The sequence below is a fragment of the Flavobacterium erigeronis genome, from assembly GCF_054075165.1.
Genome location: NZ_JBSKGP010000005.1, coordinates 392,201 through 414,780 on the forward strand (window position 1 = coordinate 392,201; position 22,580 = coordinate 414,780).

Genomic DNA, 22,580 nt, shown 5'->3' on the forward strand with positions numbered 1-22,580 from the left:
TATTTTTATTTCACGTTTGTTTGTTTAATTATTTGTTGTTTAGTTTGTTGTGATTTATTGGAAAGCTTTTTTTGCTTTTGATAAACTTTTTAAGCAAGCAAAAGAACAATTTTGGAGAGGAAAAAAGAACTAAAAGAAACAATAAATTAAAAAATGACGAGCTCTCTTTTGTTTAATGATTGGAATGTATTCTTAATGAATAATTTAATTAAAACTTAGCGCAAATAATCAATCGTCTAAATGCATAAATAGAGGGAACAACAGGAAAATAAGCATCTATTCTCTTCTTAAATTCGGTAGTTAGTGCTGTAAATTCTTCTTCTTTTAATCTTTCTTGGTAAACAGTTAAAGCAGACCCAGAAATGAAGTCGAAAAAATCGTCTTTTTGATTCGAAATTAAAGGATAAACTTTTTCATAGAGAACCAAATCTTGACCGCCATTTTCGAATAGAATTTTAGCATATTCATCTAAAGTTAATACAGGCGAGGGACGTGTCCAATTTTTAAGATACGATGCAAAAGGTTCTTCTTGCACCAATTGTAAAAGTATTTTATTAAGGATGTTTTCGTTTTGCTGAGGCATCTGAACCGCCAACTGCCCACCTGGATTTATACGTGAAATAATTTTCGGAAAAAGTTCGTTGTGATTGTCAATCCATTGCAATGCAGCGTTCGAGAAAATTAAATCCCACTTAATTTCATCACCGATTTGTTCTAAAATGGTTCTTTCTTTAAACTTAATATTTTCTTGTTTTGGAGCTTTTGCCAGCATTTCTGCAGAATTATCAATACCAAGAACAAACGGATTCGTAAGTTTTTGAGACAATTTCTTGGTAAGTTCCCCAGTTCCGCATCCGAGATCTATAACTCTCAGATTCGGTTTATCAATAATATGACTTGTAAGATCATCAAAAGGTTTAGAACGCTCTTCTTTAAATTCGTTGTATTTTTTAGGATCCCAAGTCATAATATTGTTTTTATTTAAAATTAGGGAAAATTTCTATCGCTTCAAAACCAATGGTAGCGGTTGTCCCATTTGTTTAAAAGTTCCCGTGATAGTTTGGTCTTTTCCGAGAACACCTTCGTATTCTATTTGTAAGTTGGAAATAGTAAATTTTAGTGTCGAATTTTCGAAGCTAACTGTCGTTACAGGAATCCCAAACGCTTTTTGGTCCACACTATCAAGTGTCGCACTCAAACCATTATCTGTTTTTGTGATATGCAAAACGAGATTAAGTTCTGCACCTGGAACTTTAAGTAAACCTTTCCAGTCACCTGTGGCATCTTGAGCAAATGTGTTTAAAGAAGCAAAAAAGAATAATAGCAGCAAAGTAGATTTTTTCATGTTTTTTTGAAATTAAAATGAACTGTAAGGAATAAAAAAAACTGCAAAAATATTTTTGCAGTTTTTTTATTCTAGAATTAAAAATTAGTTAGATGTTTCAAGCGGTCCTAATGTAAGTACGCTTGTCGTTACAGTCGGACAGCCATTATTAAAGTAAAATGTAGCATAGCATGTAATTTCTGCCATACATTCTGAATTAATAAAAGGTAAGCGAATTTTATTGTTATTGATATTATATGGAGGTGTTAAAGTTCCTTGAGTTTGATTGTATAAACTGCTTGGAGAAGTTACTGTAAATCTTGTTCCGTCAGAAAGGCTTACATCAATTTTAGATACTACAGACCAGTCGTTATTGCATGGAAGAGATAAATCAAGTGCTCCGCCAGCGCTTCCTGATCCGCTTCCTCTACAGATAAACGAAGCTGACAATAGTGGTGTGCAGCATGTTTCTGTTGTTGCTAGCGCCGATTTGTTTGTTATTGCTGTTTTGCTCACAGCTTCTTTTTTTGTAGAACCTGCAGTTTGTTGTTGGGTATCATCGTTAGAGCAAGCAAGAAAAAATGCACTTGCAGTTAATGAAATGATTAAAATGCTAAAATAAGTTTTTAAATTTTTCATGATTTTTTTTATTTCCCTTTTTGAAGCAAAATAGCCTTTAAAGACGAAAACTTTAGGTACTGGATTTGGGTTAAGTTGTTCCGCCTTTCAGATTTTAACTTTAGATTTTGCAATCCGCTCGATTAATTTATTTGCAGTTATATCAAAGTACCTGAAATTACTAATGGAACGTTAGGTTAAATTTCTGAGGTTTATATTTACAAGTGTCTGTTTTTGGCTTGTATGAATTGGGTTTTTTCTGTTTTAATCAAATTTATGTAAAACAAATAGTACAACATTACGTAAAACCGTAAAATAGTAAGTTTTTTTTGTACTTTTTTCTTTTTTTTAAAATTATCACTGAAGATTAAGATTTCAGAAAAAAGTATATCTTTAGCCAACCTAAACCAATAAAAATGCAAGAAAACGACCAAGAAAATTTTAAAAGAGAACTCGGGCTCTTAGACGGAACCATGCTTGTGGTGGGCTCTATGATCGGATCCGGGATATTTATTGTAAGTGCCGATATCGCTCGACAAGTAGGTTCGGCAGGATGGCTTACATTGATCTGGCTTTTGTCTGGATTTATTACTGTTGTTGCAGCAGTTAGTTACGGCGAATTGAGTGCGATGTTTCCTAAAGCTGGAGGACAATATGTTTACCTAAAAGAAGCCTACAACAAACTGATTGCCTTTTTGTACGGCTGGAGTTTTTTTGCAGTGATTCAGACTGGAACAATCGCGGCTGTAGGAGTGGCTTTTTCTAAATTTGCTGCTTATTTATATGAGCCGTTAAGTGACGAAAACATTCTTTACGAATTGGGAGCTTTCAAATTGAATGCAGCTCAGTTGGTTTCGATCCTTACCATTATCATTCTTACTTTCATCAACAGTCGCGGTGTAAAAAACGGAAAAATTCTACAGACCGTTTTAACTATAATCAAGATTTTATCGCTACTCGGATTAGTTATTTTTGGATTAGCGCTTGCCGCGAAAGCTTCTGTTTGGGATGCCAACTGGGCAGACGGATGGAGCACAAGAACATTTGATAAAGAAAGCGGTTCGTGGCTACCTATTAGTGGTACGGCTTTGATTTCTGGAATTTCTGCTGCAATGGTTGGATCATTATTTTCGAGTGATGCTTGGAATGGTGTGACTTTTATTGCGGGAGAAATTAAAAATCCGAAACGAAATGTAGGTCTTAGTTTGTTTCTGGGAACTTTTATCGTGACTTGTATTTATGTTTTGACCAACCTGATGTATTTGGCTGTAATTCCGTTTGACGAAATGGCAACGGCAAAATTTGATCGTGTTGCAGTTGTGGCTTCAGATTATATTTTTGGAAATATTGGAGCTTTGATTATTGCAATTATGATTATGATTTCGACTTTTGCCTGCAACAACGGACTAATTATGGCGGGTGCAAGAGTATATTATACGATGGCAAAAGACGGTTTGTTTTTCAAAAAAGCGGCTGTCTTAAATAGTTCAAGTGTTCCTGCGTGGGCGCTTTGGGCACAATGTATTTGGGCTTCGGCTTTGTGTCTGACAGGAAAATATGGTGATTTGCTGGACTTTGTAATTATAATTGTTCTTATTTTCTATATACTGACCATCTACGGAATTTTTATTCTAAGAAAAAAGATGCCAGATGCAGAAAGACCTTATAAAGCATTTGGTTATCCATTTTTACCGATGGTATATATCATTGTAGCATCAGCAATTTGTATTTCGTTATTAATTACAAAATTCTCAACTTGCGGGTGGGGCGTATTAATTATGTTAACAGGAATTCCAGTTTATTATTTAACAAAACCAAGTGAATAATATTTTTGTTTAAAATGATTTTAAAAAAAAAGCATCTTCAAGATGCTTTTTTTATTTGGTGCTTATAGTTTTAACGATCAGATAAATCATTAATAATTCTTTCTTCTGTGGGTCTTAGGAAAAGAAGATAAATGAGGATAAGTATTCCGAAGATTATAAATTCTGGCTTTACAAATAATATCAAAAAAGCGGCACCTTCTAGAACCGCCCATCGCATAATCGAAGCAGCTTGGTAAACAGGCAGTTTATCTTCGAGTTTTAATTTCGGATCTATCTGTTTTAATTGTGCTTTAAATAATATACTGCTTAAAACAAATGCCAGGACAGGAATCGCAAGATATAGTATTGAATTTGAATCGATAACAGGAATATTCAGTTTTTCTAAAGAAAGATCTCCCATAATGTAATAAGCGATAATGGCTCCTGCACAAATGGCAAGATGGATAATTTGTAAAGCTTTGATTTTTTCGGTCATGATTGGGTTAGATTTGAGTTTGATAGTATGCAAGTTAAGGCTAATTCTTTTTAAATGAAGAATTTCCTCTTTAGATTTTATTCAGTTGTGTAGTCTTCCAACAAAAAAAAGACACTAAATTAGTGTCTTTTAAATGTAAATAATCGCTGTAAACTCGGGTTATAATACAACCGGTTCATCAACAGATTTTATAGTTGAATTAATAATAGACAAAGTAAGCGGATCGGTTTCTCCAGAGAAGAACGCATCCAGAATTTCCTGAAATACCGGATTTGCATTTTCTACCAAAGAAAACAAAGTCATGCAAGAGCGTAATTTTCGAGCATCTAAATCTCCAAAAATCCCGTCAGCCGATTTCATTTTAAAAGTTAATAACAATTCTGAAATTTCAATTAGATGTTTTCCTAAGATAGGATGTTCCAAATAATCAGTAGCTTCTTTTAAATCATTAATGGCATAAAGATTTGCAGTATCGCTTTTTCCTAAGCCTTTTATTTGCGGAAAAATAAACCACATCCAGTGTGTTTCTTTTTTCCCTTTGCTGATTTCAGAAAGAGCAGTAAGATAAAGTTTGTTCTGTGCGTCTAAGAAACGCGCTAAATCATTGTTCGAATAAGCCATTACGGTATTGTATTTAAAAAAAGGTTGCAAAAATAGTAAAAAAGATAGGTTTTGCCTAATAAAACGTTCATACAGTGCATGTTTTAACTTTTAGAGCAAGTAATATCTTACGTCTGTTTTTATAAAAAATGCTTCTTTTGGAGCTTCAATTCTATAAAAATCAAAGATTTCGATTGGTTCTTCTAAAGGTAAGATTGATCCTCGGCAAAACATCTCGAGCGGTTTTTGGAACTTGATGTTGCCAAAAACTATTAGTCGTTCCTGCCATTAATAAAAAAGAACCATGATGCAGCGGAATTTCGATTTGCGGAATTTCTTTGCTGTATTTATGACGAAGTCTAAACATTCGGGTTTCTCCAAAAGTTACAGAAGCAATAATCGGATTTGGTCCTGTATTATGCTCTTTGTCGCTATGCCAACCCACGCCATCATTTCCGTCTCGATATAAATTAAGCAGAACGGTATTAAAATCAAGTTGCGTTTCTTTTTCGACACGGCCTCTTATTTTTAATAATTCATAAGTCCAATCTGGCCCTTTGGGGTCTGCTCCAACATTATCTTTGTCTTCGTACCAAGCGATCATTCTAGGAACGGTATAGGTTTTATCATAAATCTCCATTTGATGTTCTCTCCATTTGGTTTTGCGGAGTATTCTTTCATAAAAGCTGTCAGACTCTTCTTTGGAAAAGAAATTATCAATTAAAATCAATTCAGAATCTGGGATGTCAAATATTTTTTTTCCTCCCAAACCTGTTGTAAACAATTCGGTGTCGTTAAATAATGTCATGATTCTATTTATTTTTTGTCAATTTCAATCCAAACAGGCGCGTGATCACTCGTTTTTTCCCAACCGCGCACATGACGGTCAACTCCGCCCGAACGCAACATTTTAGCAATTTGCGGACTCAATAAAAAATGATCAATTCGAAGTCCGGCATCTCGCTGATAAGCATTTCTGAAATAATCCCAAAACGTATAAATCTTTTCATTAGGATACAATGTCCGAATCGCATCTGTCCATCCCTGAGCAACAATGGCTGCAAAAGCCTTTCTGACTTCTGGTAAAAAAAGCGCGTCTTTTACCCATTTTTCAGGTTTATAAACATCTAATTCTGTCGGCATAACATTGTAATCGCCAACCAATATCACGGGAACTTTTAAATTCAATAACGTTTCAGCCCGATGCGCCAGACGATCAAACCATTTCATTTTGTATTCTAATTTTGGCCCCGGAGCCGGATTTCCGTTTGGGAGGTACAGACAAGCAATTACAATTCCGTCAATCAAAGCTTCTGCGTACCGGCTTTGTACATCGTCTTCATCTCCAGGAAGTATGCGGGTTATTTCTTCAATTTCCATATTTCGAGCTAAGATTGCAACGCCGTTCCATTGTTTTTGCCCGTGCCAAATAGCATTGTATCCTGCGTCGTTAATGGCTTTTATCGGAAATTTGTCTTGTGGCGCTTTTAATTCCTGCAGGCACACAATATCAGGTTTGGTTTCTTCGAGCCATCGCAATAAAACATTCAGCCTTCCATTGACTCCGTTTACGTTATATGTCGCTATTTTCATAGTAGATTTAATTAGTTGTCTTAAACGCTCCGCACAGATTTTAAACACATAGAAACATAGTTTTTTGAAGCTTAAAAAAGGCGTTTCACTTATTTAAATTCACATAGCTCGGACTATGTGCTAGAAACGAGTTTCTTTTGGCTAATCTCTAATCGTAATCAAAATCTATGTTTCTATGTGTTAAAATGTTCTATGATTAAATTTACAGCTTTTCAAATTTTAAATCTTATATAATTTCTTATTTACTTTAAAAAGTGCTTGTTAAAGAATACTTTACCTGGATATTTTTCGGCGAAAGCAAAAATTAACTGCTCGATATATTGATTGCTTTTGTAAAGTGTAACATAACTTTTTACATCTTCGGGATCATTAATCGCTACATCTCTCGGGATATAGCCCATTCCGTGAAAACGGCCATTTTCAATCCAAATACAGCTTCTTTCGTCTGCAGATCGTCCTTTGTCTATGATCGCAAAAGTGGGTCTGTTATTTAATAAAAAATCAATTGCATTGTCTACTTGTTCATTATGAAGTATTGGGTCTGGTAATTCTTTTATTTCATGGTTATAGAAAAATTCACCTTCTTCAGGTCTTGAATATTTACAAAAACGATGATCGATTTGAAATTGCTCTGCCAAATTTCGCAAAAGATGAATGCCAGTGTGCTGGTTATTAAATTCATGAATACAAGTCTGAAATTTGCTCATTTTCCCAATTGCGAGATATTTGTAGCCATTTCGAGCTTCGTATTGATAAATGCCAAATTTGCCTTCAAAACGTTTTAAAGCTCTGTTGTAAGTCGGCCAAAGTTTTTTGATTTCGGTGCATTCCAAAAGAAGCGCCATAAGTTCAGTCGCACAGACTTCAAAAGAAATTCCGTGAATATCTCTTAAAAAATGCTGCCGTTGAGGTTTGATATTATTTCCTGTAAAATGCGATGTAACACGTTTTTTCAGATTAATGGCCTTACCGACATAAATCACTTTTTTCGCCTGATTATAAAAATAATAAACTCCGGGTTTTTCGGGCAATTCATTAAAATCTTCAGGAGGAAGGTTAGGAGGCAAACGCTGATCTTGAGCTGTTTTCTTGATCATTTTATCAATTTCTCCAGCATCGTCCCATTCTAATAAAAGAGAAAATAAAAGAGCGGTAGCATCAGCATCTCCGCCAGCGCGGTGCCTGTTTTCTAAAGATATATTTAAAGAATTGCAAAGATTTCCTAAACTGTAGGATCCTAATCCGGGTTTTATTTTTCGGGCAGCGCGCACAGTACAGAGTTTTCTCGCTGTCCACTTAAATCCCGCTTGTTCCAGTTGATGACGGACAAACGAATAATCGAAATTGACATTGTGCGCAACAAAAACACGATCAGTCAGCATTTCGAGCACTTTTTCTGAAATATCATCAAAGATCGGTGCATGAGCCACCATTTCGTTATTAATTCCCGTTAATCCAAAAATAGCAGGAGGAATGTCCTGTTCAGGATTAACAAGTGTTTTGTAACGATCCAGCACATTTATACCATCATGAATAATAATGGCAATTTCTGTAATACGGCTTCCACTGGCATTACCGCCTGTGGTTTCAATATCGACTATGGCATATTCTTGCTTCTTCATTTGTATATAACGTAAAATCGATTGTTTTTCTGTTGTTCATCTCTTATTATTTGCCTAAAAACTTCTAAGCTTTAACTGTAATAACATCTTTAAGTAAAGTAGAAAACTTTGGCGATAATCGGTCTTGTTTCATTTTCCATTGTCGTCCTAAAGACTGTACGCCGAATTTAATTTTATTGTTACCATAATTTTGGTTCATCTTGTCAATCACACTCATTAAAGGTTGATGTTTAGGATTTGATGTTTGAAATAAATTAAGTTGCGTTTCATTATTTGGGGTTAATCCCATTACAATGACACCAGCCTTTTTATAACGATATCCCTTTTTAAAAATGGCTTTAAATCCTTTTTGTGCGGCTTTATTAAGCTCTATTGTCGAATTGGTAGGGAAATCGGTAGTAATAGTAATGCTTCTTGAATAGTGTGATTCTTCATTTTTTATAAAACTAGTCTGAATGAAAACGGTTACCATATTGCAATGACAATTCTGTCGCCTTAATTTTTCTGCACAAGAAGCTGTAAATGTGCTGATTCGCTCTGATATTTCTTCATAAGTAGTATATCTTTTTTCGAAAGATCTCGTCGTAGCAATCATTTTACGATCTGTAGCTTCTTCTAATTCCAAAGTTGGTTTTCCTTCTAATTCATGTTTCAATCGAAGCCCCACTACAGACATTTCTTTTCTTACCCAAGCATCAGGGAGCTGGGTAAATTCATAAGCCGTATTGATTTTTCTTGCTTTAAGTCTTTTGGCCAGTTTTCTCCCAATTCCCCAGACATCTTCAACTTTGGACCATTTTAAGGCTTTAATTCTCTTTTCTTCAGAATCAATACAATAAACGCCCTGCGTACGATCTGCGAATTTTCTAGCAATTTTATTTGCCATTTTCGCCAAAGCTTTAGTAGGAGCAAAGCCAATACTGACAGGAATTCCAGTTCCTTGCGTAACTTCTTTTCGCATTTTTAAGCCCAATGCATTCAAATCAAATAAATCGTAGCCAGAAAATTTTAGGAATGCTTCATCAATACTATATACTTCGACTTCGTTAGTATAAGTTCGGAGAAGGTTCATTACCCGATTGCTCATATCACCGTACAATGGATAATTAGAAGAATAAACAAAAATATTTTTTTCTTTAAAAATGGCTTCATATTTAAAAGCAGGAATAGCCATTGGTATTCCCAAAGCTTTAGCTTCATCAGAACGCGAAATAACACAGCCGTCATTATTAGAGAGAATAACGATAGGTTTTCCTCTTAAATGTGGCTCAAATACTCTTTGGCAAGAAGCATAAAAATTGTTACAATCGACTAAAGCAAACATTTTATTTTCTGATTTAAAAAGATTTAATGCAGTGAATCACAATTCCCCAAATCACAAAATTATTTTCTGGGGTCACTTTTATAGGCTGATAATCTTCGTTTTCGGCAATAAGCCAAATGATATCTTTTTCTATTTTGATACGTTTTACAGTGAATTCGCCATCAATTTGGCAAACTGCAATTTTATTATTTTGTGGCTCCAGACTTTTGTCTATAATTAATAAATCACCGTCATTGATACCTATATTTTTCATAGAATGTCCTTTCACTCTAGCAAAATAAGTAGTGTATTGATGTCTGATGAGTTCTTTATTAAGATCAATGGAAGACTCAATAAAGTCATCAGCAGGCGAAGGAAAACCGGCGCTTATACCCACGTCAAAAAAAGGCAGTTTTACTTCCGAATTAGTATCTGGAATATATAATTCTATTGATTTTATGGTATTTATATTTCTCAATTTCATAATCACTTCAAAAAAGAGGTCTTTTTCGCATTACAAAACTAGTACAGATAATAACATTTTTCATATATTTGCTGTTCCAAATTATAACAAATTAATTATGTCCTTATTTTCAGACAACATCAGAGCGTTAAGGGTTAAGCATAAAATATCACAGGAGAAATTAGCTGAAAACCTTAGCATTACAAGAGGAAGATACGTGAAATACGAAGACGGAACTTCGGAAGCACCGTATGATATTCTAAAAAAGATTGCATTATATTTTCATATGAGTATCGACTTGATATTATCGGTCGATATTCGCAAAATCGATGTGCAAAATTTGATAAAATTAGAAGGCAATCGACTTATTTTACCAATTCAAGTGGATAGTTTTGGAGAAAATTTTATCGAAATTGTATCTCAAAAAGCAAAAGCAGGATATCTAAACGGATATGCTGATCCGGAATACATTGAAAGTTTACAGCAAATTACGCTTCCGTTTTTAGGACCTGGAAAACATCGCGGATTTCCCGTTGAAGGTGATTCGATGCCGCCTCATGAAGATGGTTCGATTATTATTGGACGTTATGTAGAAAAACTGGGAGAAGTAATGGATGGGAAAACGTATATCCTCATTACTAAAAATGAAGGAATGGTCTACAAACGTCTCAATAAAAATAAAAAGAACGCTTTGGTTTTAGAATCCGATAATAGTTTTTATCCGAATTATGAAGTGAAAGCTTCTGATATTCTCGAAATCTGGGAATACGAATGCAACATCGGCCGTTCAGATAAAAAACAAGAAACAACCGAAACTGGAGCAATGAAAGATTTACTTTTAGAATTGAAAAGAGAAGTTAGAGAGATTAAGAATAATACTTCGAATGCGTGATTTTTTCCGCCACGAATTCACGAATTTTGATTTTAAATAATTCGTGAATTCGTGGCGGGAAAAAAAATCTAAACCTTCAACGCAAACCAAAACGTACTTCCCAATCCCAAATTACTTTCTACGCCAACCGTTCCATTCTGCGCTTCAATAAATTCCTTGCTAATCGCTAAACCTAATCCCGTTCCGGTTTTTGGACTTCCCGGAATTTGAAAATATTTATCAAAAACCTTGTCTTTATATCTTGGTTCAATTCCTTTTCCGGTGTCGATAACCTGAAAAACAATCTGATTATTTTCTTCTTTTAATTTAATGAGAATCGTACTTTTTTCTGATGAATACCGAATTGCATTTGATAAATAATTAATCAAAACCCAGCCTGTTTTTTCGCTGTCCGCCTTAACATCTTTTAGATTTTCATCGGCATCAATAATTAATTGAATCTGCTTTTGATCTGCTTGAACTTTTACCGCTTCAACTGCATAATCGGCAATTTTGTACGGATTGCTTTTTTCAATATTCAGCTGAATATTTCCCGTTTCCAATTGTGATAAATTGAGTAATTCGCCTGTAATTTTCAGCAAACGCTGACTGTCGTCCTTTATACTTTCTACCAGTTGTTTCTGGTCGTCGTTCATTTCGCCAGTTTTTGTGTTTTCAAGCAATTGCAAACTCAATTTTATAGAAGCAATTGGTGTTTTTAATTCGTGGGAAACCGTTGCAATAAAGTTAGTTTTAGCAAAATCAAGTTCTTTAAACAAAGTAATATTTCGCAGAATAATCACATCGCCAATATTGATTTCTTCTTCTTCGCCAGTTGGTGTTATCGTAATGTTGAGGATTTCTTTTTCGAAATAACTCTCTTTAGAATTCGCAAAAATTTTCAAAGGCTGTTTCTTTGAATTTTCTTCGGTCTCTTTTAAAATTAAAGAACGGATTAAATCATTCGTCGTCGCTAATTCCGAAGCCCGTTTTCCAATCGCATCTTCCGATTTTAAACCAATAATTTTCAACGCTTCATCATTCGCAAACAAAACAATTCCCTCATGATCCAGACCAATAATCGGATCATTCATATTATTGATAAGCGTTTCCAGACGTTTTTTCTCAAACAGAAGTTTATAAACATTGCTGTCATGATATTCTTCAAGTTTCTGTGCCATGGTATTAAACGATTTGGCAAGATCTCCAAATTCGCTGTGGCTTGTAAAATGCACACGCTCTGAATAATTTTTATTAGCAATTTCTTTAATACTAAAAGTCAGTTCCTTAATTGGATTAGCAATATTATTAGGCAGATTTACCAATAGATTAAAAGCAATCAAAAAGCACAAAGTCCCCACAATTGCAATCGATAAATTAGCTGTTTCTGCCGATTGTTTCGCAATGTCACTTTTCTGTTTGATGGCGTCCAAATTCAGTTTCATGATCGCAAAAATATCCTGACGAATCTGTGCTTTTAGGTTTTCGTCAGCATTGTTTTTTTCCAAAAGAGCAAAACTGGACATCAGTTTTTCAGTTGCTTGTTTTTCACCTGGCTCGGTTATATTACGAGTCTGCTTTTCGAGATTTTCTTCAAAATTCTGAATCGTCTTTTTAGAATCCGATTTCATTCCATCCAAAGCAAAAATCATATTTCGCGAATATTCCAGCGTATTGTAATTCGATTTCAGAATATTCTCCGTATCCTGTTTGATCAAAAAAACAGAATAAGCGCTCACCAGCGAAAGGATGATAATCATCAAAAATAACAATCCGACACCCAGATTCAATTTGGTTTTAATTCTCATAGAAACATATTTTTTGGACCATATAAGTAATATAAGTTCATTTAAAAAACTGTACGGATAAGCTTTTTAAACTTTAAAACACAATCCGCTTACATTTTCTTATATGACTTATATGGTTTACCCTTTATGATAAAATAACAAGATCGACGTTTGATAAAGACAGTTTGTTTAGCAGACGTCTGAAAATTGTTGTAGACAAAATTACTTTAAATAAATTCAAATGCGGCTTTCCGATACAGACAGTTGTGATTTGTTTTTCTTCGACGGTTTTCAAAATAGCATTCGCAATATTTTCGTTTTCCACTTTTATAACTTCTGCTCCCAATTGTACGGCCAGTTTAAAATTATTAATTAAATGGCGTTGTTTATCGAGCGCAATTCTCGTACTGCTTTCCGCAGGAGTTTCAACATACAAAACATACCAGATTCCGTTGTAATAACTTGCGAGACGCGCCGCTTTCCGAATCACAATTTTAGCGGTTTTATCATTACTGCTTATACACGCCAACAATTTTTCATGACGCAAAGCATGCAGATTAGGAACCTCATTTTCTACTTTTCGAACCACTTGGCTGGCAACTTCCTTCAATGCCAATTCCCGCAATTGCAGAATTTGTTCCGATTTAAAGAAGTTTGCCAAGGCAGTCTGAATTTTATCTGGGGTATAAATTTTCCCTTCTTTCAAACGCGCAATCAAATCCTCCGAAGTCAAATCGATATTCACCACTTCATCTGCCAGACGCAGAACATTATCTGGAATTCTTTCCTGAACATCAATTCCGGTAATGCGTTTTACAGCTGAATTCAGACTCTCAATATGCTGAATATTCACAGCAGAAATTACATTAATCCCCGCTTCCAAAATCTCTAAAACATCTTGCCAGCGTTTCTCATTTTTGCTTCCTTCAATATTAGTATGCGCCAATTCATCTACAATTACGACTTCTGGACGCAGATTTATAATCGCCTGAACATCGAGTTCTTCCAGTTCTTTCCCTTTATAAAAAATGGTTCGCCTCGGAATAAGAGGCAAACCAGTTAACAATTCATGCGTTTCTTTCCGATTGTGCGTTTCGATATAACCGATTTTTACATCGATTCCGTTTCGTAACAACGAATGTGCTTCCTGCAGCATACGGAAAGTCTTGCCCACACCGGCACTCATACCAATGTAGATTTTAAATTTCCCTTTTCTTGATTTCTGAATCAAATCCAGAAAGTGCTGTGCATTATTTTCTTTTTCCTGTTTCATAAGTTTTGCCACAAAGGCACTAAGACACTAAGTTTTTTAATTAGGAATCTGCAAAATCCGCCAAATCTGCGAGAATAAAAATCTCTCAAAGACGCTAAGGCGCAAAGTTTTTTTGTTTCACGCAGATTTTAAAAGATTTAAGCAAATTGTCGCAGATTATTAAATAAAAAATCTATTAAATCTGCTCTAATCTGTAGAATCTGCGTGAAATAATTTTGCTAAAAACTAATCGCCAAAGAAGTCGTTACAAATGTATTCGTATCCGTTGGCAGATTGTTTTTTGTGAAAATTTCATCTTTGCTTGACAGATTTCTCGCTTCAATTCTAAACATAACATTGTCAGAAACTAAGTAATCAAAGTTAGCCGAAAATCCGTACGTTTTAAAACCGTTTGGCGTTTCTGTTGCGATAATTACCCCTTTTTCGTCACTGTAATATTCGCCGCGTGCAGCCAGCTGAATCTTATCTGTCGGTTTATATTGCAAAACTAAAATTGGCGAAAACCAAGTGTCATATTTATTACTGTTTTTAGCCGATTGTTGCGAACCAATATCAAAACCAGCCGTTAGATTTGTTTTTTCTGTCAACTTAAATTGCCCGTAAAAATCATTAAAATAACGCCATTTTTTGTCAACGTCTGGTTGCTCATTTCCAACGTAAGCACTCCAATTCAAAGTCACATTATCCGAAGGTTTATACGTAACCTGCGTTCCAAAAGCCGGAGTCTGATTTCCTTCCACTTTTTCAATTCGCTGCCAGCCGTTCAAATACATCGCTGCCAAATACCATTTTCCAGATTCAGACGTGTAACCAATTTTTGCACCCGCTTCATAATAAGGGGAATTCTCAGCCAAAATACTTCTTGTCAAAGTCTGACAATCTTTCCCAATCGCACTTTCAAAACCAATATGCGAAGGCATAATTCCCGCATCAATCCATAAATTATGGTTTTTCGAAATCTTCACACCAACATTGGCTTCGTAAACATTTTGCAGTAAATCCTGTTCAGCCGACATATTGTACTGCGCATAAGTTCCCGCCATCAGAGCAAAATTTCCTCGAATATTGGCCGCAGAATAATTCACTTTTGCCATTCCCATATTCAGGTTCACTTCATTACTTTTATTATAGCTGTAAAAAAATCCTGGCCGTGTATGATCTTCAGGTTTTCCAAAATCATAACTGTAATAAACATCAACATATCCCGAAAATGTAAACGGACTTTTAGATTCTTCTTGCGCATGTAAATTGCTAAAACCAAAAGCGATTAAAGCAGTAAGTATTATTTTTTTCATTTTGTATTTATTATTTCCTGCAAGGTTTCCAAAACCTTGTAGGTATTTAATTAATTTATTTAGTAGATTTTTTAGGAGCTAATCCCGCTATCCGTTTCAATCTTTTGGGCGGAATCCCCGCCCAAAAGGATTTCCACTACTATCGGGGCTAGGAGATTTGGGGTAAAAAGGCGTTTTTCTTCCTGCAAGGTTTTCAAAACCTTGTAGGTATTAATTTTTAATTTTTTAGTTTGTCATTGCGAGGAACGAAGCAATCACATTTGCAAAATCAACTTTAAGTATAATGTTAGCGAGGTTGCTTCGTTCCTCGCAATGACAAACGTTGTGTGAAAGTTACACCTACAAGGTTTTGAAAACCTTGCAGGACAGACCTCAGTCCCGATAGCTATCGGGATAGTATCTCAGTAACTTAGAACCTTTAATCAGCGAAGCTGATCAAGAGCAATGTTCAACTCCAAAACATTCACAGTTTCAGGTCCAACAACGGCCGTATTAATTTTAGATTCTACCAAAGCCTTAACTTTCGTTTCATCCAGTTTTCGTTCTTTAGCCACACGTCTCACCTGAATCAAAGCACCTTGTGGAGAAACATTCGGATCTAAACCACTTCCTGATGCTGTAACCATATCGGCTGGAATTTCAGCTTTCTTCAAATAAGGATGAACCAATAATAAAGTATCAATTCGTTTTTGAACCAAAGCCAAATATTCAGCATTACTCGGACCTTTGTTGCTTCCGGCACTTCCCGCAGCATTGTAATCTACAGCCGAAGGTCTTCCCCAGAAATAATTAGACTTATCGAACTTCTGTCCGATTTTTTGATAACCAACCACTTTTCCGTTAACAGAAAGTGTTTCACCTTTTCCTTGATTTGGAGCAATCTGTGCAATTCCATAAATCGATAAAGGATATATAACCGCAAACAGAACTAAAGTCACTGCGGTAAGTTTTAGTATAGAAAATATATTTTTCATTTTTTTTATTTTTAAGGTTCTAAGGAACTAAGGTTCTAAGATGCTAAGAAAAAAACTTAGAATCTTAGCGGCTTAGCGCCTTAGTAACTTTTATTTACATAAAGAGTGAAACAACTATGTCAATTAACTTAATTCCGATAAAAGGAACGATTAATCCTCCTAAGCCATAAATCAAAAGATTACGTTTTAAGATCGCACTTGCTCCAATTGGGCGATATTCAACACCTTTCAGCGCAAGCGGAATCAAAATCGGAATGATAATCGCATTAAAAATCACAGCCGATAAAATTGCACTTTCTGGACTATGCAAATGCATGATATTTAGCCCCTGCAACGCAGGAATCGCAGTAATAAAAAGAGCAGGAACAATAGCAAAATATTTCGCAACGTCATTTGCAATAGAAAAAGTAGTTAAAGTACCTCGAGTCATTAAAAGCTGTTTTCCGATTTCTACAATCTCGATTAATTTGGTTGGATCATTATCCAAATCCACCATATTTCCAGCTTCTTTTGCAGCCTGCGTTCCGCTGTTCATCGCAACGCCTACATTAGCTTGGGCAAGGGCAGGAGCGTCATTAGTTCCGTCACCCATCATGGCAACCAGACGACCTTCTTCCTGTTCTTTGCGGATATAATTCATTTTATCCTCTGGTTTTGCTTCGGCAATAAAATCATCCACTCCGGCTTTTTCAGCAATAAATTTCGCCGTCAGCGGATTATCACCCGTAACCATAACCGTTTTGATTCCCATTCGGCGCAAACGCTCAAAACGTTCTTTCATTCCAGTTTTGATAATATCCTGCAATTCAATAACACCTTGAACCTCATTGTTTTTAATTACTACTAATGGAGTTCCTCCGTTAGAAGAAATCGTAATGACTTGTTGAGCGGTATCTTCCGGAAAATTATTTCCTGATTGTTCTGCAATTTTTTTAGTAGCGTCTTGTGCACCTTTTCGAATATTAGTTCCGTCTTTTAAAATGATTCCAGAAGTTCTGGTTTCAGCAGTAAATTTTATGGTTTGTGAAATTTCAGAAGTATTCTGTAAAACGCTTGGTTTGCTTTCATTTTTCACCTCTAACATTTCACTCAATTCCAAAATACTTTTTCCTTCCGGAGTATCATCGGCAAGCGAACTCAAAACAGCCGATTTCACGAAGTCATCAAAAGCAATTCCTTTGGTTGGATAAAAATTAGTTGCTTTTCTATTTCCGATTGTGATTGTTCCAGTTTTATCCAAAAGCAAAACGTCAATATCACCAGCAGTTTCAACCGCTTTTCCTGATTTGGTAATTACGTTGGCACGCAAAGCTCTGTCCATTCCCGCAATCCCGATCGCAGAAAGCAAACCACCAATTGTGGTCGGAATTAAACAAACAAATAAAGCAATAAAAGCAGCAATAGTAATAGGAGCGTTTGCATAGTCGGCAAAAGGTTTTAAAGTCACACAGACAATCACGAAGATTAAAGTAAATGCTGCTAATAAAATAGTCAAAGCAATTTCGTTTGGCGTTTTTTGACGGCTTGCACCTTCAACCAAAGCAATCATTTTGTCCAAGAAACTTTCGCCAGGTTCAGAAGTTACCTGTACTTTAATTTTATCAGACAAGACTTTTGTACCGCCCGTTACAGACGATTTGTCTCCGCCAGCTTCTCGAATCACTGGAGCACTTTCTCCAGTAATAGCACTTTCATCAATCGTTGCCAAACCTTCGATAATTTCACCGTCAGTTGCAATAACATCACCAGCTACGCAGACAAAAATGTCTCCTTTTTTTAATTGTGAAGAGGAAATCGTTTGACCGTTTTCCAATTTCGCAGGTGTTTCTTCGCGAGTTTTTCTTAAACTGTCGGCTTGTGCTTTTCCTCTGGCTTCGGCAATTGCCTCAGCGAAATTGGCGAATAAAAGAGTTGCCAATAAAATTAGGAATACAATTAAGTTGTAAATAAAACTTCCCTGATCGTTGGCGCCCATTAAGATCGAAATGCAAACCACAAACATAATTGCAGTTCCGATTTCTACGGTAAACATTACCGGATTTTTAATCATCATTTTTGGATTCAGCTTCACAAAAGACTGCCACAAAGCTTCTTTTACCTGCTGACTTTCAAACAATGATGTAGATTTATTAGTTGTCATTTTTCTTTTATGTAAAATGTTATTTGTAAAATGTTATGCGTTGTTTTTAAACAAATAGATATATAGACTCCAACCTTCACTATAGCCCACGGTTTCAACCGTGGGTACGCAATGCATTTTCTCAATCTGTGTTCCCACGTTTGAAACCGTGGGCTATGTTTGAAATACATTTCGTGAATATATTCATCCCGATAGCTATCGGGACTATGTGTGAAAACTAGTTTTTTCTAATTCCTTTTTTTAGATATTGAATTCCTATGTTTCTATGTGTTTAAAATATCTTCAGCATTATTATAGTGTAAAATATTCAGCCAATGGTCCAAGCGCCAAAGCAGGAAAGAATGAAAGCGCGGCTATAATAGCAATCACGGCAAAAATCATAATCCCGAAAATTGAAGTATCTGTTTTTAAAGTTCCCGCACTTTCAGGAATGTATTTTTTATTGGCTAATAAACCTGCAATTGCCAAAGGTCCAATGATCGGAATGAAACGAGCTAGCAGTAAAACAATCCCCGTAGTGATATTCCAAAAAGGATTATTATCGCCTAAACCTTCAAAACCAGAACCGTTGTTGGCAGCGCTAGAAGTATATTCGTATAACATTTCAGAGAATCCGTGATTTCCAGGATTGTTTAACCATCCTGTTGCATTTCCACTAAACCAATAACCCATTGCAGTATCGTGAGCTGCGAAATAAGAAGCCAAAGCAGTTCCAGCTAAAATCAATAAAGGATGAAGAATAGCAATAAAAGCAGCAATTTTAACCTCCCGAGCTTCAATTTTCTTTCCTAAAAATTCAGGAGTTCGACCAACCATTAATCCAGAAATAAATACCGCCAGAATAATAAAGATGTAGAAGTTGAGGTAACCGACACCGCATCCGCCGTAGAAAGCATTAATCATCATGGCAAGTAATTGCATAGCACCAGAAACTGGCATCGAACTATCGTGCATACTGTTTACAGATCCCGTCGAAATTACCGTTGTCGCAATACTCCAGAAACCTGAAATCGCTGGGCCAAAACGAACTTCTTTCCCTTCCATTGCTCCAGTTGTTTGAGCAATTCCCATTTTTTCGATAGCGGGATTACCGTTTAATTCGCTTGAAATGGTTGGAACTACTAAGAGTAAAAATCCAATTGTCATTACACCAAAAATGATATAAGCAAATTTTCGTTTATTTAGGAAGAAACCAAGTGCGAAAATCATTGCAAACGGAACAATAAGTTGTGCCCAAAGTTCAACCGCATTTGTAAAATAAGTTGGGTTTTCTAAAGGATGCGCTGAGTTTGCTCCGAAGAATCCACCGCCGTTTGTACCAATATGTTTAATGGCAATAAAAGCAGCTGCTGGTCCGCGTGAAACTTGTACACTGTCACCTTGCACAGTAGTAATAGTATCTTTTCCTTCAAAAGTCATTGGTGTACCGCTAAAAACTAAAGCGATTGCCACAATTGCAGACAGAGGAAGTAAAATACGGGTACAGCTTTTTACGAAATAGTTGTAAAAATTCCCCAATTTGTCTGTAGTTCTTTCGCGCATAGCGGTAAAAACCATTGCGGCTGCTGCGATTCCGACTCCAGCCGAAACAAATTGTAAAAACATCAATACCATTTGCGATAGGTACGAAACCCCACTTTCACCCGAATAATGCTGTAAGTTACAATTCACCACAAAGGAAATAGCAGTATTAAATGCTAAATCAGGAGACATATTAGGGTTATTATCAGGATTTAAGAATAACGAACCTTGAAACATTAAAATGAAAAAGCAAAGAAAGAACCACACCATATTGATGCTTAAAAGTGCTTTAAGATGCTGTTTCCAGTTCATTTCTTCAGACGGATTGATTCCGCTGATTTTAAAAATAAATTTTTCAAGCGGATTGAAAATCGGGTCAAGAAGTGTTTTATCTCCTTTGAAAATTTTAGCAATATATTTTCCGAAAGGAATTGCTAAAACAACAGTCAGGATAAAAATTCCAATGACACCTAGTAACTCTGTATTCATAATTTTTTTATTATTTGTGAGAAGTGAAGCTGTAAAAAGTGAGATGGTATTTGTAAAAATGAGATACATCTAACATTTCACCTTTGACATTTCACGTTGATTAAAATTTTTCAGGTTTGATTAATACATAAACCAAATACAAGAAAACAGCAATTGAAACAATAAATAGTGCAGTCATGATTTAGATTTTTTCAAAGAATTCGACAGAAAGGAAACAAATGGCAAACAGTACAACTGCAAGCCCAAGTAAAAGAAATGTGATCATTATTTTAGATTTAAGATTGTAGAGTTTAGATTTTAAACTCCGGAAGTATTAACTTGTTTGATGTATTCGGCCTTTAAAGTCTGCGGAAAAAGATGTGAGATACTGCAGTGACGTATTTCCATAAAAGAAGAAACAGAGAAAACATACACGTTTGAAATCGCATTTTTAGTTTCTAAGCTTCCGCTAATAAATAACCGTTCCGCAAGTGCTAAACATTTTTTAGCCCGAACGATATTGCCACTGATAATCGATTTTTTGGTAATCTCAGCAAACCGTTCGGCTTGTTTGTAGATGGTATTAACTTGATTTTTCATGAGAAAGGTTTTTAATGTTCTTTCCCGCCTTATGCCAAATTATATTCCGAAAATGATGAGATGTAGTTAAGATATTGTAAAATAAGAAGTTATTGTTTTGTGCCAAAAATTGCACATAAAAAAAGCCTATCAAAATGATAAGCTTTTATTGAAATGAGAGGATATTAAAAATCTCAAAGGGATTTAGATATTTACAGAAAATGCAGGATATGGATTTATTTGGAATAGTCCCAGAGGGACGAAATATTTATAGAAAATACCAAATGCACAGTCATCCAAGCTCCAGCGGAGCGACATATTTTTGAGGTATAAATTTTTATAATATTAGGTGTCGCTCCGCTGGAGCTTTTTTTCTTTGGGAATTGAATCGAGCTATAAATATTCCGCTCTTCCAGAGCTTTAAAAATTGAAATTGTCGTTGATATTGAATTTTGTAATTGGAATTTGTAATTTAATTTTTGGAATTTTCTATCCCATATTCTTCAATTTTCCTATACAAAGTCGCAATCCCAATTTCCAGCAATCTAGCCGTTTCCGCTTTATTTCCTTTTGTATAATTCAAAACCTTCTGAATATGCAGTTTCTCAACACTCTGCATTGAAAAAGCTGACATACTTTTAGAAGATTTTTCATTTTGCTGTTGCATTTCATACGGAAGAACATCAGAAGTCAAAATATCGCCGTTACTCAAAATAACCGATCTTTCGATAATATTTTTGAGTTCGCGGATATTTCCCGGCCAAGAGTAATTTTCTAATTTCTGAATAAAATCATCAGAAACCGATAACATCTTTTTATTAGTCTTTTCAGAAAACTGTTTCACAAAAAAATTAACCAAAAGAGGAATATCTTTCACTCTTTCTTTAAGTGAAGGAAGTTTGATTTCGAAAATGTTTAAACGGAAATACAAATCAGAACGAAAACGATGTGCCTCACTTTCTTCTTTTAAATCTCGATTTGTGGCAGCAATTAATCTGAAATTTGATTTTTTTGAAGTCGTGTCTCCAACAGGAATATATTCGCTGGTTTCTAAAACACGTAATAATTTTGCCTGAAGATCAATTGGCATTTCTCCAATTTCATCTAAGAATAAAGTGCCACCGTTGGCTTCTTCAATAAACCCTTTTTTATCTTTTAAAGCTCCGGTAAAAGCGCCTTGCTTGTGTCCGAAAAGTTCGCTTTCAAGAATTTCCTTGCTAAAAGTACTACAGTTTAAAGCCACAAACGATTTCCCAACGCGATTACTATTTTCATGAATTGCTTGTGCAAAAACCTCTTTTCCGGTTCCCGTTTCTCCGGTTAATAAAACGGTCGAATCGGTTTTGGCCACTTTTTGAGCCAGATCAATGACTTGTTCAATTCCTTTAGATTTGCCAATAATCGTATTGAAAGAATATTTATCGTTGATGCGCTTTTCAAGTTGCTGCACTTTTTTCTGTAATTGTACTTTTTCTACAGCCTTATATAGAAGCGGAATAATTTTATCATTATCATCTCCTTTTACAATATAATCAAAAGCGCCATTTTTCATCGCCTGAACACCATCTGGAATATTTCCAAAAGCAGTTAAAAGAATAACTTCTGTTAAAGGAAAACTACTTTTTATATTTTGAACAAAATCAACTCCGTTTCCGTCAGGCAATTTTACGTCACACAAAACGACTTCAATATCGGTTTGCTCGAGTTTTTTAAAACCCGATTTTAAATCTTTCGCTTCAAAAACTTCAAATCCTTCCGATTTTACAATACGTGCCAGAAGACTTCTCAGTTTTTCTTCGTCGTCTATAATTAAAATTTTGTGTGTCATTTGCAGATAATGCTAAAATC

21 protein-coding genes are annotated in these 22,580 nt (G+C 35.3%); 2 read left to right on the forward strand and 19 right to left on the reverse strand.

Annotation, left to right across the window (positions count from 1 at the left end):
* Positions 1–208 precede the first annotated feature (208 nt).
* The 3 genes from ACWA1F_RS12610 to ACWA1F_RS12620 form a co-directional block, all read right to left on the reverse strand.
* A complete protein-coding gene (locus ACWA1F_RS12610) occupies positions 209–967 on the reverse strand; it encodes a methyltransferase domain-containing protein (protein ID WP_456894032.1) in 759 nt (252 codons plus the stop codon).
* A gap of 33 nt (positions 968–1,000) precedes the next feature.
* Positions 1,001–1,345, reverse strand: a complete 345-nt coding sequence (locus ACWA1F_RS12615; protein ID WP_456894034.1) for a hypothetical protein — start codon at positions 1,343–1,345, stop codon at positions 1,001–1,003.
* Between the two features lie 84 nt (positions 1,346–1,429).
* On the reverse strand, positions 1,430–1,963 hold the full coding sequence (locus ACWA1F_RS12620; protein WP_456894036.1) for a hypothetical protein: 534 nt from the start codon (positions 1,961–1,963) through the stop codon (positions 1,430–1,432).
* A gap of 395 nt (positions 1,964–2,358) precedes the next feature.
* Here ACWA1F_RS12620 and ACWA1F_RS12625 point away from each other — a divergent pair, with 395 nt between their 5' ends.
* On the forward strand, positions 2,359–3,768 hold the full coding sequence (locus ACWA1F_RS12625; protein ID WP_456894038.1) for an APC family permease: 1,410 nt from the start codon (positions 2,359–2,361) through the stop codon (positions 3,766–3,768).
* A 70-nt stretch (positions 3,769–3,838) separates the two neighbouring features.
* On the opposite strand, the gene ACWA1F_RS12630 is transcribed toward ACWA1F_RS12625, so the two are convergent.
* The 7 genes from ACWA1F_RS12630 to ACWA1F_RS12660 all read right to left on the reverse strand — a co-directional run bounded on the left by ACWA1F_RS12630 (position 3,839) and on the right by ACWA1F_RS12660 (position 9,845).
* Positions 3,839–4,243 (reverse strand): MFS transporter, encoded by a 405-nt coding sequence (locus ACWA1F_RS12630; protein WP_456894040.1) that lies wholly within the window; start codon positions 4,241–4,243, stop codon positions 3,839–3,841.
* A 159-nt stretch (positions 4,244–4,402) separates the two neighbouring features.
* The gene (locus tag ACWA1F_RS12635) at positions 4,403–4,864 is read right to left on the reverse strand and encodes a DUF1810 domain-containing protein (protein WP_306158651.1); all 462 of its coding nucleotides are present in this window, start codon (positions 4,862–4,864) and stop codon (positions 4,403–4,405) included.
* A 160-nt stretch (positions 4,865–5,024) separates the two neighbouring features.
* Positions 5,025–5,651: an alpha-ketoglutarate-dependent dioxygenase AlkB family protein gene (locus tag ACWA1F_RS12640; protein WP_306158653.1), complete on the reverse strand. Its 627-nt coding sequence runs from the start codon at positions 5,649–5,651 to the stop codon at positions 5,025–5,027.
* An 8-nt stretch (positions 5,652–5,659) separates the two neighbouring features.
* The gene (gene xth, locus ACWA1F_RS12645; RefSeq protein WP_306158655.1) at positions 5,660–6,436 is read right to left on the reverse strand and encodes an exodeoxyribonuclease III; all 777 of its coding nucleotides are present in this window, start codon (positions 6,434–6,436) and stop codon (positions 5,660–5,662) included.
* Between the two features lie 242 nt (positions 6,437–6,678).
* Positions 6,679–8,058, reverse strand: coding sequence for an exonuclease domain-containing protein (locus ACWA1F_RS12650; RefSeq protein WP_456894043.1), 1,380 nt, complete (start codon positions 8,056–8,058; stop codon positions 6,679–6,681).
* A 64-nt stretch (positions 8,059–8,122) separates the two neighbouring features.
* On the reverse strand, positions 8,123–9,382 hold the full coding sequence (locus ACWA1F_RS12655) for a Y-family DNA polymerase (RefSeq protein ID WP_456894045.1): 1,260 nt from the start codon (positions 9,380–9,382) through the stop codon (positions 8,123–8,125).
* 13 nt (positions 9,383–9,395) lie between these two features.
* On the reverse strand, positions 9,396–9,845 hold the full coding sequence (locus ACWA1F_RS12660) for a LexA family protein (protein WP_456894047.1): 450 nt from the start codon (positions 9,843–9,845) through the stop codon (positions 9,396–9,398).
* 97 nt (positions 9,846–9,942) lie between these two features.
* Between ACWA1F_RS12660 and ACWA1F_RS12665 the strand changes: the two genes are divergently transcribed.
* Positions 9,943–10,716, forward strand: a complete 774-nt coding sequence (locus ACWA1F_RS12665) for an XRE family transcriptional regulator (RefSeq protein ID WP_343537531.1) — start codon at positions 9,943–9,945, stop codon at positions 10,714–10,716.
* Between the two features lie 68 nt (positions 10,717–10,784).
* On the opposite strand, the gene ACWA1F_RS12670 is transcribed toward ACWA1F_RS12665, so the two are convergent.
* From ACWA1F_RS12670 to ACWA1F_RS12710, 9 genes are all read right to left on the reverse strand, one after another.
* A complete protein-coding gene (locus tag ACWA1F_RS12670; protein ID WP_456894049.1) occupies positions 10,785–12,503 on the reverse strand; it encodes a sensor histidine kinase in 1,719 nt (572 codons plus the stop codon).
* Positions 12,504–12,627: 124 nt separating this feature from the next.
* Positions 12,628–13,755 (reverse strand): sensor protein KdpD, encoded by a 1,128-nt coding sequence (locus tag ACWA1F_RS12675; protein ID WP_456894051.1) that lies wholly within the window; start codon positions 13,753–13,755, stop codon positions 12,628–12,630.
* A 218-nt stretch (positions 13,756–13,973) separates the two neighbouring features.
* Positions 13,974–15,050 (reverse strand): porin, encoded by a 1,077-nt coding sequence (locus tag ACWA1F_RS12680; protein ID WP_456894053.1) that lies wholly within the window; start codon positions 15,048–15,050, stop codon positions 13,974–13,976.
* A 422-nt stretch (positions 15,051–15,472) separates the two neighbouring features.
* Complete coding sequence (locus tag ACWA1F_RS12685) at positions 15,473–16,024, reverse strand: K(+)-transporting ATPase subunit C (RefSeq protein WP_456894055.1); 552 nt, start codon at positions 16,022–16,024, stop codon at positions 15,473–15,475.
* A gap of 94 nt (positions 16,025–16,118) precedes the next feature.
* Positions 16,119–18,164 (reverse strand): potassium-transporting ATPase subunit KdpB, encoded by a 2,046-nt coding sequence (kdpB, locus tag ACWA1F_RS12690; protein ID WP_456894057.1) that lies wholly within the window; start codon positions 18,162–18,164, stop codon positions 16,119–16,121.
* Between the two features lie 291 nt (positions 18,165–18,455).
* Complete coding sequence (gene kdpA, locus ACWA1F_RS12695) at positions 18,456–20,174, reverse strand: potassium-transporting ATPase subunit KdpA (protein WP_456894059.1); 1,719 nt, start codon at positions 20,172–20,174, stop codon at positions 18,456–18,458.
* A gap of 100 nt (positions 20,175–20,274) precedes the next feature.
* Positions 20,275–20,352 carry a K(+)-transporting ATPase subunit F gene (kdpF, locus tag ACWA1F_RS12700; RefSeq protein ID WP_269237904.1) on the reverse strand — a complete coding sequence of 26 codons (78 nt, stop codon included), beginning with the start codon at positions 20,350–20,352 and terminating at the stop codon, positions 20,275–20,277.
* 119 nt (positions 20,353–20,471) lie between these two features.
* The gene (locus ACWA1F_RS12705; RefSeq protein ID WP_456894061.1) at positions 20,472–20,753 is read right to left on the reverse strand and encodes a DUF7674 family protein; all 282 of its coding nucleotides are present in this window, start codon (positions 20,751–20,753) and stop codon (positions 20,472–20,474) included.
* A 451-nt stretch (positions 20,754–21,204) separates the two neighbouring features.
* A complete protein-coding gene (locus tag ACWA1F_RS12710; RefSeq protein WP_456894063.1) occupies positions 21,205–22,560 on the reverse strand; it encodes a sigma-54-dependent transcriptional regulator in 1,356 nt (451 codons plus the stop codon).
* Between the last annotated feature and the right edge of the window lie 20 nt (positions 22,561–22,580).

What these genes read in the sequence shown, in the direction of transcription:
- ACWA1F_RS12610 (WP_456894032.1), bottom strand. Translation starts at nt 967, where the DNA reads ATGACTTGGGATCCTAAAAAATACAACGAATTTAAAGAAGAGCGTTCT.
- ACWA1F_RS12615 (WP_456894034.1), bottom strand. Translation starts at nt 1,345, where the DNA reads ATGAAAAAATCTACTTTGCTGCTATTATTCTTTTTTGCTTCTTTAAAC.
- ACWA1F_RS12620 (WP_456894036.1), bottom strand. Translation starts at nt 1,963, where the DNA reads ATGAAAAATTTAAAAACTTATTTTAGCATTTTAATCATTTCATTAACT.
- ACWA1F_RS12625 (WP_456894038.1), top strand. Translation starts at nt 2,359, where the DNA reads ATGCAAGAAAACGACCAAGAAAATTTTAAAAGAGAACTCGGGCTCTTA.
- ACWA1F_RS12630 (WP_456894040.1), bottom strand. Translation starts at nt 4,243, where the DNA reads ATGACCGAAAAAATCAAAGCTTTACAAATTATCCATCTTGCCATTTGT.
- ACWA1F_RS12635 (WP_306158651.1), bottom strand. Translation starts at nt 4,864, where the DNA reads ATGGCTTATTCGAACAATGATTTAGCGCGTTTCTTAGACGCACAGAAC.
- ACWA1F_RS12640 (WP_306158653.1), bottom strand. Translation starts at nt 5,651, where the DNA reads ATGACATTATTTAACGACACCGAATTGTTTACAACAGGTTTGGGAGGA.
- xth (WP_306158655.1), bottom strand. Translation starts at nt 6,436, where the DNA reads ATGAAAATAGCGACATATAACGTAAACGGAGTCAATGGAAGGCTGAAT.
- ACWA1F_RS12650 (WP_456894043.1), bottom strand. Translation starts at nt 8,058, where the DNA reads ATGAAGAAGCAAGAATATGCCATAGTCGATATTGAAACCACAGGCGGT.
- ACWA1F_RS12655 (WP_456894045.1), bottom strand. Translation starts at nt 9,382, where the DNA reads ATGTTTGCTTTAGTCGATTGTAACAATTTTTATGCTTCTTGCCAAAGA.
- ACWA1F_RS12660 (WP_456894047.1), bottom strand. Translation starts at nt 9,845, where the DNA reads ATGAAATTGAGAAATATAAATACCATAAAATCAATAGAATTATATATT.
- ACWA1F_RS12665 (WP_343537531.1), top strand. Translation starts at nt 9,943, where the DNA reads ATGTCCTTATTTTCAGACAACATCAGAGCGTTAAGGGTTAAGCATAAA.
- ACWA1F_RS12670 (WP_456894049.1), bottom strand. Translation starts at nt 12,503, where the DNA reads ATGAGAATTAAAACCAAATTGAATCTGGGTGTCGGATTGTTATTTTTG.
- ACWA1F_RS12675 (WP_456894051.1), bottom strand. Translation starts at nt 13,755, where the DNA reads ATGAAACAGGAAAAAGAAAATAATGCACAGCACTTTCTGGATTTGATT.
- ACWA1F_RS12680 (WP_456894053.1), bottom strand. Translation starts at nt 15,050, where the DNA reads ATGAAAAAAATAATACTTACTGCTTTAATCGCTTTTGGTTTTAGCAAT.
- ACWA1F_RS12685 (WP_456894055.1), bottom strand. Translation starts at nt 16,024, where the DNA reads ATGAAAAATATATTTTCTATACTAAAACTTACCGCAGTGACTTTAGTT.
- kdpB (WP_456894057.1), bottom strand. Translation starts at nt 18,164, where the DNA reads ATGACAACTAATAAATCTACATCATTGTTTGAAAGTCAGCAGGTAAAA.
- kdpA (WP_456894059.1), bottom strand. Translation starts at nt 20,174, where the DNA reads ATGAATACAGAGTTACTAGGTGTCATTGGAATTTTTATCCTGACTGTT.
- kdpF (WP_269237904.1), bottom strand. Translation starts at nt 20,352, where the DNA reads ATGACTGCACTATTTATTGTTTCAATTGCTGTTTTCTTGTATTTGGTT.
- ACWA1F_RS12705 (WP_456894061.1), bottom strand. Translation starts at nt 20,753, where the DNA reads ATGAAAAATCAAGTTAATACCATCTACAAACAAGCCGAACGGTTTGCT.
- ACWA1F_RS12710 (WP_456894063.1), bottom strand. Translation starts at nt 22,560, where the DNA reads ATGACACACAAAATTTTAATTATAGACGACGAAGAAAAACTGAGAAGT.